General features: G+C 54.6%; 12 protein-coding genes and 1 tRNA gene. 5 read left to right on the top strand and 8 right to left on the bottom strand.

Annotated elements, in window-relative coordinates; genetic code table 11:
* The first annotated feature begins 324 nt into the window (after positions 1–324).
* Complete coding sequence (locus QMG40_RS05095) at positions 325–2,994, top strand: LuxR C-terminal-related transcriptional regulator (protein WP_283528693.1); 2,670 nt, start codon at positions 325–327, stop codon at positions 2,992–2,994.
* Positions 2,995–3,077: 83 nt separating this feature from the next.
* Positions 3,078–3,359 (top strand): hypothetical protein, encoded by a 282-nt coding sequence (locus QMG40_RS05090; protein WP_283528691.1) that lies wholly within the window; start codon positions 3,078–3,080, stop codon positions 3,357–3,359.
* Here the strand turns inward: QMG40_RS05090 and QMG40_RS05085 are convergent.
* A complete protein-coding gene (locus tag QMG40_RS05085; protein ID WP_283528689.1) occupies positions 3,356–3,610 on the bottom strand; it encodes a cell division protein CrgA in 255 nt (84 codons plus the stop codon). The two genes, QMG40_RS05090 and QMG40_RS05085, sit on opposite strands and share 4 nt — an antisense overlap.
* 333 nt (positions 3,611–3,943) lie before the next feature.
* On the opposite strand from QMG40_RS05085, the gene QMG40_RS05080 reads away from it, so the two are divergent.
* Entirely contained in the window at positions 3,944–4,651 is a 708-nt protein-coding gene (locus QMG40_RS05080; RefSeq protein WP_283530080.1) for a class E sortase, read from the top strand.
* Positions 4,652–4,825: 174 nt separating this feature from the next.
* Positions 4,826–5,464: an anthranilate synthase component II gene (locus tag QMG40_RS05075; RefSeq protein ID WP_283528687.1), complete on the top strand. Its 639-nt coding sequence runs from the start codon at positions 4,826–4,828 to the stop codon at positions 5,462–5,464.
* Between the two features lie 13 nt (positions 5,465–5,477).
* On the opposite strand, the gene pknB is transcribed toward QMG40_RS05075, so the two are convergent.
* From pknB to QMG40_RS05040, 7 genes are all read right to left on the bottom strand, one after another.
* Positions 5,478–7,397, bottom strand: a complete 1,920-nt coding sequence (gene pknB, locus QMG40_RS05070) for a Stk1 family PASTA domain-containing Ser/Thr kinase (RefSeq protein ID WP_283528685.1) — start codon at positions 7,395–7,397, stop codon at positions 5,478–5,480.
* Positions 7,398–7,467: 70 nt separating this feature from the next.
* A complete protein-coding gene (locus tag QMG40_RS05065) occupies positions 7,468–9,279 on the bottom strand; it encodes a protein kinase domain-containing protein (RefSeq protein WP_283528683.1) in 1,812 nt (603 codons plus the stop codon).
* Complete coding sequence (locus QMG40_RS05060; protein ID WP_283528681.1) at positions 9,276–10,730, bottom strand: penicillin-binding transpeptidase domain-containing protein; 1,455 nt, start codon at positions 10,728–10,730, stop codon at positions 9,276–9,278. Before QMG40_RS05060 ends, QMG40_RS05065 begins: the two co-directional genes overlap by 4 nt.
* Complete coding sequence (locus QMG40_RS05055) at positions 10,727–12,121, bottom strand: FtsW/RodA/SpoVE family cell cycle protein (protein ID WP_283528680.1); 1,395 nt, start codon at positions 12,119–12,121, stop codon at positions 10,727–10,729. Before QMG40_RS05055 ends, QMG40_RS05060 begins: the two co-directional genes overlap by 4 nt.
* Positions 12,118–13,827 (bottom strand): PP2C family protein-serine/threonine phosphatase, encoded by a 1,710-nt coding sequence (locus QMG40_RS05050; RefSeq protein WP_283528678.1) that lies wholly within the window; start codon positions 13,825–13,827, stop codon positions 12,118–12,120. Before QMG40_RS05050 ends, QMG40_RS05055 begins: the two co-directional genes overlap by 4 nt.
* Before the next feature lie 2 nt (positions 13,828–13,829).
* The gene (locus QMG40_RS05045; protein ID WP_283528676.1) at positions 13,830–14,315 is read right to left on the bottom strand and encodes an FHA domain-containing protein FhaB/FipA; all 486 of its coding nucleotides are present in this window, start codon (positions 14,313–14,315) and stop codon (positions 13,830–13,832) included.
* Positions 14,312–15,139 (bottom strand): FhaA domain-containing protein, encoded by an 828-nt coding sequence (locus QMG40_RS05040; RefSeq protein WP_283528674.1) that lies wholly within the window; start codon positions 15,137–15,139, stop codon positions 14,312–14,314. Before QMG40_RS05040 ends, QMG40_RS05045 begins: the two co-directional genes overlap by 4 nt.
* Positions 15,140–15,558: 419 nt before the next feature.
* Here QMG40_RS05040 and QMG40_RS05035 point away from each other — a divergent pair.
* A tRNA-Leu gene (locus QMG40_RS05035) sits at positions 15,559–15,641 on the top strand.
* Positions 15,642–15,895 lie beyond the last annotated feature (254 nt).

Raw genomic sequence — 15,895 nt, 5'->3', positions numbered from 1 at the left:
TAACCACAGTTTCGAAGACGGCCTGTGGACAGTTCGAATAAGTTATCAACGTCGGTGGACAGAGGTGTGTGTTGTGGGAAAAAGTTATCCACAGTGTGGACAAGGTGGGGATATTGACAGATATTGCCGATATGTGCAGAGCTTCTTCGCGTACCTGGCCGTTCCATCGACACAACCCTCGCAATATCCATAGACTGAGACTGAGACTGAGACTGAACTGGGACTGAGCTGAGAGCCTTGAAGGGCAGGGGTCAGGGGCGGGCCAGCCATGACGCTGAGTCTAATATCGGCGGTTGTAGCCGCAGTTTCAGGAAATGGGGAGGCATGGCTCGGCGCGCAGTTGTTGAGGATATTGTTAGTCAGCTGACTGACGGCTCCTCAAGAGGAGTACTCATCGTTGGATCTCGTGGTGCCGGAAAAACCTGGATGTTGGGCGAAATTCTCAATGCCCTGGGCCCGAGAATTGCAAGAATCAGGCTCTCCGCAAGCAAAGCACTAATGACTATTCCTTTCGGAGCTGTCAACGCTCGAGTCGGCGTGAAGCTAGTGCGCAGCGATGATTATTACGAGGTACTCAACGCTTTCTTAGAGCAAATCCACGCGGCCTCAACCACGTCCGACTCACTAGTGCTGATCGTGGACAACGCCGAATATCTAGATCGGGAAAGTGCTGCCATCATCTTGCAGGTGGTTATGTCTTCTGCGGCCAAATTAATAGTGGTAGATCATCCCGGGGGGCATAAAAATTATTTGCGTGAGTTATGGCGTGAAGGACATCTGACCCGTTTTGATGTGGCGCCACTGCAGTCTGAAGCAGTCCGAATGCTACTTGAGGGTGTTCTGGGTGGAAAAATTGCACGTCCGGCCATTGACTACTTGGCCAGCCGGTCGGCTGGTAATCCTCTGGTGCTGCACGGCTTAGTGGCAGGTGCACGTGAAGAAGGCTCTTTGCACAAGGTTAACAACGTGTGGATACTTGACCATCCTGAAGATCGTTTAGGTACCGAATCTTGGGAACTTCTGCAGATGGAGCTCACCAAACAATTAGCTGATTCTCGGGGGATCATCGAAATGCTTGCCTTGGCCGGGCCACTTCCGCTTGAGGTTATTCTTGATTTGACCAGCGTCGAGGCAGTCGATGACATTCAGCAAAGAGAACTTGTCGAGGTAGTGCCAGGGGCGGTTCTAACGATGCGGTTGGCGCGTCCGGCCACTGCGACCGCAATTCGTGACATGGTTCCGTTAGGACGCAGCAGGCGGTTTCTGAGAGAAGTCTCAAAATTTGTGACAATTGACGATCAATCCAACCCTGAAATGATCATTAATTTCACGAGGTGGTCGCTTGATTGCGGACTGCCGGTCAATGATGAGCGGATCCTTGCAGCCACCGTGTATGCCAACCAGCTGATGCGCCCACTTGAGGCGTTACAGTTCAGCAAGAGTCATGAAGGCACGCCACACCAGGCAGCTCTACTGGCCGAGCGCTCGATTGCATATCTAAACCAAAACTGTGCCGTCACTGCGCGGAAACTCTCAATGCACGCTCTTGAAATAGCTCATTCACCTGAAGCGGGTGCAAGCGCTCTGCGCGCTGTTCAACTCTCTCATTCATCAGCGATGGACTACGAAGTCTGCTTCGATGAGGCTTACCTCAGCTTTGTGGGTCGGTTTGGCGATGTGGTCCTCAACGATTTCTCCAGCAGAGCTGACATCGATGTGTTGATAACTTTGGCCATCAAGAACGTCTCCGTTGGCAGGATGGAAAATCTCCCTGAAGGCATCCAAGCGCTCTTAGCTCACCCCATGACAGAGAACGTAGCGGACCGGGTCCTGCTGAAATCTCTCTTAGTTGAGGTTCTTAGCGCTACCGGACAGATGAGCACAGCAGTGGCGATGGCGTTGGATGTTGTTGCTGAACTCGAGAGACCTGAAGGGTTTCCGCGGCCAGATATTGCCATTTTGGCTTACACCCGTTCAGTGGCAGCATTCATTTATGACGGTGCATGGGACTATGCCACTGCGGCCCTGGAACCTGCCATCTTCACCAATCCTGATCTCATGCTGCATTCAGGCGGATTGCGCGATCTTGCGGCAGCCATGATGCAGGTCCGGCGAGGTTACCTGCAAGAGGCGTTGGCTGGGTCGGAGTCAGCCGTGCACACGCTCAAAGACTACGACCCGTGGTCGGTGCTACCCACAGCAATGGGGTTGCAAGCGTACTGCTTGGTGATGCACGGAGACTTACCGGGTTCGCAGGGCATTTTGTCGCAGCTAGCTTTACTGAATCGACGCAGCGGCAAATTTTATGAGTTGGAAGGTGTTGCTTACGCAGCTGCCGCCCAATTCATGACCGGGCAGTCGGAACTGGGGTTGGCGCGGTTATGGAGTCTACAGCGGGAGTGCCTGGAGCACGGCTACCTCGGGATTGAGCTAACAGTCCTTTCGCTTCTGGTGCGCGTGGGTGATGCTGCGGCAATCCTCAGATTGGTCGAAGTTGCGGAACGGCTGGAGTCATCCAGCCAAGAGTTCTTTGTACGCTGGTCAGCCGCAATGCGTTCCCAAGACGCTGCAAGCCTTGAACAGGCTAGTGCAACTGCCATGCAGTACGGTTTTGAGCTGGTAGCCGTTGAGCTCGCCACACATGCACTTAATAAATTCAGCGTCGGCGGAAAAATCCACAAAAGCCGCAAAGCAGCCAACAAAGTCGTGGCGATGCGTGAGCACATGCCTGGATTGGTATCTCCTGTTTTTCAGACTATTGACCAACCCAAAATGACTCGCCGCGAGCACCAGATCGCTTTACTTGTGGCTCAGGGTGAGTCCAATAGCTCCATTGCTGCCCGACTTAACGTTTCGCTGCGGACCATTGAGGGGCATCTTTACAGGACTTTCATCAAGCTGGATATTCAATCCAGAGAGCAGTTGACCTCGCTCATGGCTGCTCCCGTTCCTGATAATCCAGGGCCTCCGGTAGCCCTGTCCAGACCGGTATAAGCACACTAGAATGAGAGTAAGGAAACGCCTCTTGGCCGAAAGGCTGATGGGCCTTGGCTCAAATAAGAAAGAAGGTCAGCATCATGTCGGTAGAAGACAACGCTGAGCACGGACGTTATATAGAGGGCCAGTATGGCAAGGCAGGTGCTGAAGAAGGTCACAAGACCGGAGAGTCTGATGGCCGCTACGTTGAAGGCGACTACGGTCGAGCGGGCACCGAGGAAGCCCTCGAGGAAGCCGAGACTGGACGGTTCGTTGAAGCAGATTACGGCACAGCCGGGGATGTGCCCGGCCATGCCGCGGATAAACCTACGGGACGCTATGTGCAAAGTGATGCTCGTGAGGAAAAAGAAGCAGGAAACTAGCTGCGCCAGCGTGTAGTCATCATAAAACCTGCCAGTGCTATGCCGAAGCCGATGCCGATATTCCAGTTGTGAATATTGGGGATCGGGAACTTTCCATCTGAAATGTAATAAGTGATGATCCAGACCAGGCCCAGTAGCATCAACGTCACCATCAATGGAAGGAACCAAACGGCGTTAGGCTGCTGCGTTTTGCTGGAAGGCGTTTGGGCCGGGCCCTTGGTGGGACGGCGACGCGGTGTTGATTCAGGCACAGGAGCTCCTTAACGTTGTGATCGAGTATCCGACCAGCTCGTTGGGTAGATGGGCGGTTCGTTACCTCTGCTGATGTTCAGCGAATTGTTCCAGGGCTGTGAACTGCCGGTATTGTTGAGGCAATTCTAGCTGTAATTCCTGCAGCCGCGGATTGCATGACATTGCCGATCAACTTCAGTCAGGAGACACGCGTGGTTCAATCGCCAAGCCATGTCGATTCAGCTGCGGTTGATGAAGAACTGCCGGGGGAAAATGCGTCCGCGCCAACCAAGCGTGGTCGTGCGGCCCGACGTCGTAGTGAACAACGTCCCAAACAAGGTTTTTTCAGGACTTTGGTTCAGATTATTGGTGAACTGCTCATAACTGGCGGAGTCATCCTTTTATTGTTCGTTGTGTGGGAACTATGGTGGACGAACATCGAGGCGAATGCGGCACAAAGCGCTGCAGTTTCACAGTTTGCGCAAGAGTTTCAAGGACCAGTTACTCCGCAGAATCCGGCTGGACGTAAGGACTTTGGCCCTCCCGTTGTTATGCCCGTGCCACCGGGTCCTGGAACCGTGTTTGGTGTTGTTTACGTGCCCCGCTTTGGTGCCAGCTATAGTCGTCCGCTCGTTGAAGGCGTTGCTGGACAACAGTTGGATACTCTGGGACTTGGCCGGTATGACAGCTCAACGATGCCCGGCGGTGTAGGAAACTTTGCTATTGCCGGGCACAGACAAACTCATGGCGCCGTTCTGGATGCTATTCACACTCTGGTGCCTGGGGACAAGATATATGTCCAAACCATAGACGGTTACTACACGTATGTGTTCCGAAACAACCAAATTGTCATGCCCACTCGAGGTGACGTTTTATTGCCGGTGCCTACGCAAGAAGGTCTCACTCCCACCGAGAGTTTCTTGACGATGACCAGCTGTAATCCACGGTTTGGTGCTGAAGAACGGATTATTGCTTACTCCGTCCTTGTCGCATGGCAGCCGGCCAGTGTGGGCCCGCCAGCAGAAATCGCCAAACAAGTTCAAGCGAACCAGAAAGGCTGACGCGCACAATGTACGGCTGGATATTTAGGCACCTCCCGGGGCCACTGTGGGTCCGTATTGTCATGACGCTAGTTTTTCTGGTGGTAGCGGTTCTTGTGCTGATGCAGTTCGTGTTTCCGTGGCTTTCCCAATTCAGTCCCTTGAATGATTCAACAATTGGCGCAGGAGCCTGAGATGACAGTTCGTATTCTTGTTGTAGATAACTACGACAGCTTCGTTTACACCTTGGTTGGTTATCTGGAGCAGTTGGGTGCCGAAACAAATGTTGTGCGTAACGACGATGTGAGCCTCGCTGAGGCGGTGGAGTTGGCATCTGCACGAGATGGCGTTCTCATTTCCCCCGGTCCAGGCACGCCTGCAGAAGCTGGCGTGTGCATAGACCTGATTAAGTGGTGTGGCGAGAATTCCAAGCCGATGCTTGGCGTATGTCTTGGTCACCAGGCACTGGCTGAAGCTTACGGTGGGGTCGTGACTCATGCCACGGCGCTCATGCACGGTAAAACCAGTGAAGTGTTGCACGAAGGAAACAGCGTGTTTGCCGGGTTGCCGAGTCCGGTGACGGCAACTCGTTATCATTCATTGGCGGCTGTGCCTGCCAGCATTCCGGATGTACTGGAAGTTACGGCCGTTACGGCCGACGGCGTGATCATGGGTTTGGCACATAAGAGTGCACCATTGTGCGGAGTACAGTTCCATCCGGAATCTGTTCTCACTGAAGGTGGTTACACCATGTTGGGTAACTGGCTTGAGTCCCTTGGATTGGTTGGTGCCAGCGTCCGTGCGGCAGCGTTAAGTCCGCTTATCAAAGGCTAAATAAGAGTAGGAATCACTTCTTTTTCTCTGATCCTGAAGTCGGCTTTTTCGTGGCCACGTCTGTGGGCTTGGCTGTAGGTGTGTTGCTGGGCGTGGGCTCCGCAGGCTCAGGAGGCGCCTTGGCCAGAGTCACAACAACCGTTGTCCGCTGTTCCACTGCCGTCCCTGGCGAGATAGATTGGTTTGTCACCATGCCTGGTGGAACAACGGTATTTTCGGCTTCTTCGTACGTCACGTCCAAATACTGTGAAACGCCTTTCAACGCGGCAGCAACCGTTTCTTTAACCGCATCAGGGTTGTCAGTTAAGTCAAACAAAGATGGCATCAGGACCTGGCCTGTGGAGATCTTCAATGTAACGGTGGTTTGAACCGGGACAGTCTGCCCCGGTGCTGGGTCGGTTGTGACGACGGAACCGGCGGCGATGGAGCCATCGTTGACCATGACATTTGTTTTAAACTTCAGATTCAATGCGGCGAGATCGAAGCGCACCTCAGATTCGGTCTTACCCGCCAGATCATCAGGGATCGTGACTTCTGAGGGTCCTTTGGAAACAAAAACTTCGATTCTAGAGCCAGGGTCAACGGACGTTCCCGCTCGTGGGTCTGTACGGATGACTTCTCCCAAAGCCATAGCGGAAAATTCTTCACTGCTCTGCGGTGACATGTTCAAATCCGTGAGCTGGGCCATGGCATCCTCCTTGCTCTTTCCGACCAAGGATGGAATGGAGATCTGCGCAACCGCAGCAGGTTTCGCATTGACCATGTTGTAACCAAGCACTGTGCCACCACCGAGAATAATGGCCAAAAGAACAAATAAAGTCACCATCCAGGCCCCACGGCGCCGCTTTTGGGCACGCGGCACTGCCGCCGCTTCCTCCACAACGTTCTCATGAGTGGTGAGGGCTCCCCCAGCAAGGACTTTCGCCATCGCGCGGGTGGAAGGACCGCCGTCGTCCGGGGAAATCTGCGATTGGGTGACTGGGTTGGTAGCGGTAAGCTCCTGAACCGGCAGAGACTGGGGTGTGGGAACCGGTGTTCGGGAAACACCGGGCCCAGGCGGTGGCATGACCCCGGTGCTCGCTGCCCGAAGCGCACGACGAAATGAGGAAGCATCCTGAAAACGGTGAAATCTGTCCTTTTGCAGGGCCCGCATCAACAGTGCATCTAAGGCTGGGGTGAGTTCTGGGTTGTAGGTGCTGGGTTCAGGTGGCAGCTCGCGGACATGCTGGTAGGCCACAGACACGGGAGAGTCGCCTATGAAGGGTGGACGACCTGCCAGCATTTCGTACAGGAGACAAGCTGTCGAGTACAAGTCGCTGCGGGCATCAACACTTTCCCCGCGAGCCTGCTCGGGTGAAAGGTACTGCGCCGTGCCCATGACCGTCTGTGTTTGGGTCATAGTTGCGGCTGAATCTGAAATGGTCCTGGCAATACCAAAATCCATGACCTTGATTTGACCTAAGATGCCATTTTTATCCTCAGTGACCATGACGTTGGCGGGTTTGATATCACGATGGATAACTCCGGCACGGTGACTGTAATCCAGTGCCGACAACACGCCCGTAGTGTAATCGATGGCCTGCTCGACGCTGATGTCCTTACTGCGGATCAAGTCTCGAAGAGTTTTGCCATGCACATACTCCATGACGATGTAGGGCAAATGCGCACTATCTCGGATTTGATCTTTTGCGACGTGCTCACCTGTGTCATAGACAGCAACGATCGAAGGGTGGTTTAAACCCGCGACAGCTTGGGCTTCACGACGGAAACGAGCCTGCAGATGTGAATCCTGCGCCACATCGGCACGCAGTAGCTTGATGGCAACTGCGCGCCCAAGCCGGATGTCCTGGGCCTTGTACACATCGGCCATACCACCACGACCCAGCAGCTCCCCGATCTCATACCTGTCGTTAAGGACGCGCGGAACACTCATGGGAACCTGTTTGTCCTTTCAAAAGGAGGGAGGGTTGGGAAGGGAAATACAATTACGATGCCTTTGATGCCTAGGGTGCTTCCGCGGCCGGCGGCGCCGGAGGAGCTGGAACATCGGGTGACTTACTAGGTTTGGAATCTGATTGTGGTCCCGTCGAGACGTAATAGGTGACAACAGATCCTGGTTCGGCCGGCGTACCAGCGGTCGGATCAGTGCGAATTACCACGCCCTTGGCAACTGTCGAGGAAGGCTCCTCAACCCGTGCAGGAATGAATCCTGCCGCTACAAGAGCTTGGTCATAGGCGTTGCCTTGCTTGCCCACTGATGAAGGTACGGGTGTCGTTGCCGGAGACTCCTTGCCTTTGGAGACAGTGACCTGCACTGCGTCGCCAGCGTAAAGACCAGAAATGGGTGAAACATCGATAACTAACCCCTCGGGAACCGAATCGCTGAACTCGTCGAGACGATCGACTACCAGTCCCTTACCTTCGAGGTCTGCCTGGGCGATCGCAAACGACTTTCCACGAAGGGCATCCCGGTCGATTTTCACCTCAACTGGAGCTTCGGTAGTGGGCTCGGTTGTTTCTGAGGGTGTGGGCGATTCTGATGCAGTCGTGGGTGGTGGCGTGGGGCTTGCTGACGTATTTGGCGAACTCGACGCCGTGGAAGACGGTGCGCCACCGAAAATACCTTGACTTTGCAGAATCAAGGCGCCAACAGCAAAGACAAGAAGGATGATCAACCCCACCATGGGCCAGGTCCACGGACTGCGGCCCTTCTTGGCAGGCTCCTCCGAAACCAGCTCGTCGTCGGACAATAGCGCCTGCTGCTCGCTCTCGGATTGCCAGGCACGCTCTGCTCCGAGAATCTCCGCGCGGGTTGGTGAGGCACGCGTGGGCTGCACGTCGTCCATGACAGTTGGCAGCGCCGTCGTTGTGGTCTCAGCCGTACTTCCCACAACTGATGTCGGGGCGGTTGAATTGATGTCCACAGGTGCAGTGATGGGACCGGTGATTGATTCGAAAAGAAGCATCCCCGGGACAGCGCCATGAGCAGCCTTGACATCACCACGCCGGATTGCTTCAGCTGCCTCAGCCAACTTCAACGCATTTGCCGGCCGGTTGGCAGGATCCTTGGCAAGCATGGACATCAACAATGCCCGAACCGGGGTTGGCAGGGTGTCTGGCAGCGGCGGTGGTGCATCGTTGACCTGAGCTAAAGCAATCGCAATTTGAGATTCGCCGGAGAATGGGCGGTGACCGGTGATGCACTCGTAACCTATAACGCCAAGAGAATATATATCACTAGAGCCCGTTGCGATCTGACCTGTTGCCTGTTCCGGTGCCAGATACTGGGCTGTACCCATGACCTGTCCGGTCTGGGTCAACGGCACCTGGTCCGCAAGGCGGGCAATGCCGAAGTCGGTTATCTTAACCTTCCCTCCAGGCATGATGAGCAGGTTACCGGGCTTCACGTCTCGGTGGACTAGACCTTGCGCGTGCGCCACAGCCAATGCTCGTGCGGTCTGGGCGATCATTGAGAGCGTCCAATCGGCAGATAGTACGTGCTCACGTTCAATCAGGGCTGAAAGTGGTTCGCCAGGAACCAGTTCCATCACCAAGTAGGCAGAGCCGTCCTCCTCGCCGTAGTCAAAGACGTTGGCAATACCCTCGTGGTTGAGCAAGGCCGTGTGTTTTGCTTCCGCCCGGAACCTGGCCCGAAAGCCGGGATCACCGGTGTATTCGTCTTTGAGAATTTTGATGGCAACAATCCGGCCCAGAACCAAGTCCTGTGCCCTCCACACCTCACCCATACCGCCGATGGCAATGCGTGATGTGAGTTGGAACCTGCCGCCTAAGGTGATACCAGAATTAGGCCTCACTTTTTCAACACCGCCTTGAAGAGTTTACTTGCATTGGGACTTGTCAGTTCGGCTCCGGTGGCCACGTCAACATTGGGCATAACGATGCTGACCACCACTTCCGGGTCATTCGCCGGCGCGAAGCCGGTAAACCATGAGTTATTCAATCCATCCCCAAGCTCTGAGGTTCCTGTTTTTCCTGCTACCTGAACACCCGGTACAGCTGCTGCCGACGCGATGCCGTTATCAACCACACTGACCATCCAATCAGTAATTTGAGCTGCTACTTCGGGTGTTGTTGACTGGCGGAGGACCTCAGGATTGAGGCTTGATACTGTCTTGAGATCGGGGGTACGGACGGCTTTTACTAGATTTGGTGTCATTTGTTGGCCCTTATTGGCAATAGCAGCTGTCATCATGGCCACCTGCAACGGTGATGCCAGCACATCAAGCTGGCCGATGGCACTTTGAGCCAGTTGTGCAGGCTCCAATACCCCCTCCCGGCCGGGGAAGCGGCTGGTGACCACAGAGTCAGGGAACTTCAACGAGTTGTCATTGAAACCGAACTTCGTTGCCTCCGCGGTAATAGCATCCTGACCCAGATCCAAGGCGATACTGGCGAAGGGGGTATTGCAGGAGTTTTCCAGTGCGAATTTGAACGTTGCTTTATCCTGCGTGTAGCACTGCCCGTTGGCATAATTTGGGAGCTCATAGCCAATACCAGGAAAAGCTAGATTGGCAGGGTTGGGCAGAACACTGTCCTTATTGTATTTCCCGGATTCAAGAGCGGCTGCGGTGTCAATGATCTTAAAAACAGAGCCCGGCGAGTACAGCTGCGTGTAAGCCGATGACCCATTCAGGTGGACACCAGGTGTTTTGACGATCTGCGCCATGGAAGCGTTGAAAACTGTCTTGTCGTGGGTAGCCAGTAAGTTGGTGTCATAGGAAGGCTTGGCAACCATTGCAATAATGGCACCGGTTTTCGGATTCATCACGACTATGGATCCGCCTATATTATCCGGAATCATGTCGTAGGCAAGCTGCTGAATAGTTGAGTCGATGGTGAGTTCCACCGAACGGCCCCGCGGCTGCTCTCCTGTGAACGCTTGAGAGATGCGATCGAACAGGGCGTCATCCGAGTTCCCGGTGAGCTCCTCGCGAAGAGTTGATTCCAAACCGTATTGTCCACCAAATTTGCTGAAGAAGCCGGTTAGACCTGAGTAGAGCAGAGGGTCGTTGTACTGACGCTGGAACTTGCAATCAGTGTTGGTGCCAACTGACTCGGCAATGGCCTGCCCATCAACCAGTATAGGTCCACGTTCACTGCAGAAGCTCTTCAACAATTGCCGCTTGTTGTTGGGGTTGGCGTTGAGGGAATCAACCGCAAAGAACTGCACGTAGGAGATGGAACCAAAGAGCAGTGCGAACAAGGCGATCGCCACTATCCAAGAATTACGGATTGCTTGGTTCACAGGGCTGGCACCTCCTTCTGTTCTTTGCCGATTTGAGGGTTCGGGTCAATTGGGGCAGGTGGCCCGGAGACGTTAAGGGGACGCCGTGCTGCGTCGGAGATCTTTAATATCAAGGCTACGATGATCCAGTTGGCAAGCAGAGAGGATCCACCTGCAGCTAGGAAAGGTGTTGTCAGCCCCGTCAACGGGATTAGTCGGGTGACTCCGCCAATGATCACGAAACACTGGAGAGCCACCGCAAACGACAGTCCTACTGCCAGGAGCTTGCCGAAGGCATCCCTAGTCCCCAGTGCTGCGCGGAAACCGCGCGCTATGAAGAGTGCGTAGAGGCACAGGATTGCGAAGAGGCCCACTAGACCGATCTCTTCTCCAATAACGGCAATAATCATGTCGCTATTGGCTACGGGGAGTTCTTCGGGTGATCCCTGGCCAAGTCCTGTACCGATGAGACCACCGTTCGCTAGGCCAAAGAGGCCCTCCACAACTTGAAAGCTGCCGAAAGGGGCGCCGATATAGGCGGGATCAAAGGCATTCACCCACACGTCGATACGCCGGGCAACGTGCGGAAAAATTTGGTAGGCAGCTACTCCACCAACCGCCATTAGCGCCAACCCAATCAGGATCCAGCTGATTCGGCTGGTGGCAACGTAGATCATGACCATGAACAAACCAAAGAACAAAATGGAGGATCCAAGATCGCGTTGGAACACCAATACTCCAACGCTGGCTAGCCATGCCACTATCATCGGTGCCAGATCCCTGGCTCGCGGTAGTTGCAGCGGGCCGATCTTTTTTCCTGCAAGTAAGATCAAGTCGCGGTTCGATGATAGATACCCTGCAAAGAATATTGCCAGCGTGATCTTTGCTATTTCTCCGGGCTGGAAGGTAAACGGCCCTAGGGAGATCCAAACCGTCGCGCCGTTGATAGTACCGGCGCCAATAAATGGAAGCAGCGGCAAGATCAGCAAGATAACGGAGACGAGAAGAGAAATATAGGTGTATCGTCGCAAAATGCGGTGATCTCGCAGGAACCAAATGACGGCGACGGCGGTAATCACAGCAAAGCTGGTCCAGACCCATTGGCGTGGAGCAGCGCTGTCACCGAAGGTTATGTCCAGTCGGTGAATGACGGCCAAGCCGATTCCGTTGAGGGCTACCACAACAGGTAATATCACCGGATCGGCATATTTTGCTTTAAGGCGCAGGACTACGTGAAAACCGATGGATAGCCCGGCCAAGATGGCCAGCTGCATGTAAAAATCATTGTCAAATGTGCGCCCCAAATTCAGGTTCACCAGAGCGTTTGCCATGGCTGACATGCCAAGGGCAAGCAGTAGCAGGAGCAGCTCAGTGTTGCGGCGTGGCTTTGCCACGGTTAACAATTGGCTCATTTTTTGCCCCCAGGGATGCACGTAGGCTGTGCGGTGGGTGTCGCTTTACCGCTAGCGGGGCCTGAGGTTGAACTGCCGGAAGTTGAACTACTAGAAGACGGTGTTGGTATTACTGAAGGGGTTGCCTTCGCCGTGGCGCTGGAATTTCCTGTGGGCGTGGGGCTGGCGGTGGGTTTGATCACGAGGTCACATGGAGGCAAACTGCTGCCAGTACCCAACTGCAAGTCACTGATGATCGCTTCCGCGTCACTGAGCGTGGATGCCGGTAAAGTCTTGGCGACAAGTTGTTGAGAATAGTCAGGCAGAGAACTAACTTCAACGCCAGTTTCTCTGTACACATGCGAAAGGGAAATTGGCCCCAAAGATTGAGAGACTCCCTTATAAATCGCCACATTTCCCTGAGAAACCCCGACAAAGAACTGTGTCTGGGTCCAGGTATAGGCAGCCCAGGAACCCGCCACGATCACGATAGCTACTAGGGAGCCTACGATGGCCAGTACCCAAGGACGTTGGCGTAGGCGCGGCAAAGATACTTCATCGTCTTCTTGAAGACTAGGTTTGGTACTACTTGGTTTGTGGGTTAAAACAGTAGCGGCACGGCGAACCGTAGAGGGTTTGGCCAGCTGGGGAATCTTGCCTTCGGCATTGGCTGTCAGTGCAGCACCAACGAGTTCATGGGGGCGTGAAGACAGCTCCTGTTGAATCACGGACTCACGAATGTGTGAGTCAAGAGCTTCGGAGTCGTCTGTAAATTCGTCATCACCGACAGAAGCGCTGTCTTGGTCATCACGATTGGGAGCATCGGCTTCAGCGGCACCTGCAACCGCCTGATCCTCCCCCGACGGTAGAGATTCCTCCCCCGACGGTGAGCCGTTGGCGAGATCTTCGGCAAGTAATGGTGGAAGGTCTGGCTCGTCAGAGACAGGTGGTGTTGCGCTAATAGTGTCAAGGGTGGCAGTAGCTGTATCATCCGGGACTGCTTCAGTGATGTCGAAAACAACAACCGTGACGTTATCGGGTGAACCGGCGGCTAGCGTTAAATCTACGAGCGTATCTGCAGCCACAGCGAGGGACTTCGTGTGCCGGATTACCTCTTCGATCATTTCGTGCCGGACGAAGTTCAAGCCGTCAGAGCACAGCAGCCAACGCTCACCAATGGCGGCATCGAAGTACTTTAAATCTAGCTCCGGCGATGCGTCTACGTCGCCAAGTACACGCATCAGGACGTTTTTGTGGGGGTGAACCTCAGCCTCTGCCTCGGTCATACGCCCGTCGTCAATCATTCGCTGGACAAATGTGTGGTCCGTGCTCATCTGCTCAAAGACGCCGTCTTTGAGTCGATACGCTCGGGAATCACCGATATGTGCAAACGCCAAACGCTGGCCGGAGAGCAACAGTGCTGTCACCGTCGTACCCATGCCAGCCAGTTTTGGATTAACGTGCACAAGTTCAGAGAGCAGCGAATTTGCGCTCTGGATTTCATCCGCGAGGTGGGCACCGGCGTGGTCGTCGTGTTTATTGTGGTCAAGATGGATGAGATCCAGAACAGTTGAGGCGCTGGCAACGTCCCCCCCAGCATGACCACCCATACCGTCGGCAACAACGGCCAGATACCGCCCAGCGTAGGCGGAGTCATCATTTTTGGCTCTCACCATACCCACATGCGATCTAGCGGCGTAGCTCAGCACTAGAGGTGTATGTGCCATGATTACGGCCTCAATTCGATGACCGTTTTGCCGATCCGCACAGGAACCCCAAGCTCCACAGGGAGGGCCCGCGTCAAAGCAGCATCCCCGAGGAATGTTCCGTTAGTGGAGCCCAAATCTTCAATAAACCAGCGGGTGCCCTGAGGGAATAGGCGAGCATGACGGCCGGATGCGTAATCGTCCTCAAGGACAAGAGTCGCTTCCTGTGCCCGTCCCAACAAGATGGGGGTACCTGCAAGCTCCAAGGTCGTGCCCGCCAACGGGCCTTCCGTTACAACGAGTTGACGTGCCTGCACTTTCGCCGGCGGGGTTTCATCAACCAACTCAGGGTGTTTGCGTGCCTGGCGGGCGGTTGGAGCGCCAACTTTGGCCTTGCGTCCTATGACGAGGTCGCGACGCATGGCCGCGACAACGCTGAAAACCATGATCCACATCAGGACCAGGAAACCGAAGCGCAAAATCGTAACTACAAGACTGAGATCATTCATCGCCTGCCACCGCCGCGCAAAGGCAAAATGCGGAATGTGATCTGGGTACGACCCATGGTGATGCTTGATCCGTCGTGCAGCGAAGCGGTGCCATGAACCCGGTGGCCGTCTACGTAGCTGCCGTTCGTTGAACCAAGATCAACTGCTGTGCTGGCACCATTTTCCGTACGTACTTCTAAGTGCTTGCGTGAGACACCAGTGTCATCGATCAAAATGTCGGCTTCTGAAGAGCGCCCCAAGATAATGGATGGTGCGTTTAAGGAATAGCGCTGGCCATCTATGTCCAGCACTGGCTGGCCGGTTCCGGCTGGAGTATTTGCGGCCGACGGCGCGGGCTGGCGTTTGTACACTGGTGAAGGTAAAGCGGGAGGTGCTTGTGCGTCGGCACTCATAGCTGGACGCCCAGGCGGACGTGATGGGGCCAGCGGCGATGAGGCTTGGCCCGGTGGACCGGCTTCTTTCTCGGTGGCAGAAAGCACCTCAAACGCGCCAGGACGTAGCTCGTCTTCGTGATTGAAGGCAACCCGCACGGGCCCCTGCAAAACATATCCTTGACTGCGGGAGTGGTTGATGACTACATCACACAACTCTTCAGCCAAGGTCACACCCCATGAGCGGGCGCGTTCGAAGTCTGCGTCGCCTAATTCAATGTTAAAAACGTTGGGAGCCAATGTCCGTCCGGCATCCAAGGTCATAGCCTTGTCGTCAAGTTCCCTGCGAAGGGCGTTGGCCATCTCCACAGGTTGTAAGGTTTTTGAGCCGAGGGAGAATGCGCCGCGAACTGCCTTTTCAATGCCCTTTTCAACGTTGTCAAACAATCCCATATGCTCTCCTCTCCTTGAGTTTCACCGCTGCTTGTTGCTTATTACTTGTGCAAGTCTGCAACGATAGCGGTTTTGCCCGCCGCCCGTTGGAGGGCGCCGACTGTCAGTTGACCGGGCCTCGGACAACTCTGTTCAAAGACGATACTACTGCCGGAGTCCTTGAATATACCTATTAGTTTGCTTGGATGTGGCAAATTTCCTACCCAGGTAGGGGACGGCCCGGAACAATAAGCAGTTGACCAGATCCGCAACAAATCACGGCCCTATGGACTAAACCAGTGCTGACGATGGAGGCATATACCGCGTTGAGTGAGCCTCGTTTAGGTAAATCAGCAAAGTGTCCTATATGCTTGACTTCGCTGTTCCACTGAATGTTGAAGAATATTTTGACAGGAAAGTGAAGCGGCTGATCCAAAAACGCGCGAGTGGCGGAACGGCAGACGCGCTGGCTTCAGGTGCCAGTGTCCGAAAGGGCGTGGGGGTTCAAATCCCCCCTCGCGCACGTTTAGTTAGGAAAAAGATCCCCGGTAGAACCAATGGTTCTACCGGGGATCTTTTTGTTTTTTTGGGACTCACACTACACAGATCTTTTGGACATAGGGGTCATCGAGGCTCTCCTTGCGGTTCAGGGGTTAGCGGCCAAAATGTGTGTACAGCCCGGGCGTGTCAGTGGCTTCTTCCGCCCCATCCTTGTTGAATTCCGTTGCCGTCTTCTGGGCTGAAGGCTGTGTCGTAGAGGGCAGGGCCGATGGGCTC

The sequence above is a fragment of the Arthrobacter antibioticus genome (assembly GCF_030063205.1).
Lineage (GTDB): Bacteria > Actinomycetota > Actinomycetes > Actinomycetales > Micrococcaceae > Specibacter.
This window is presented reverse-complemented; position numbering and strand designations above follow the sequence as displayed.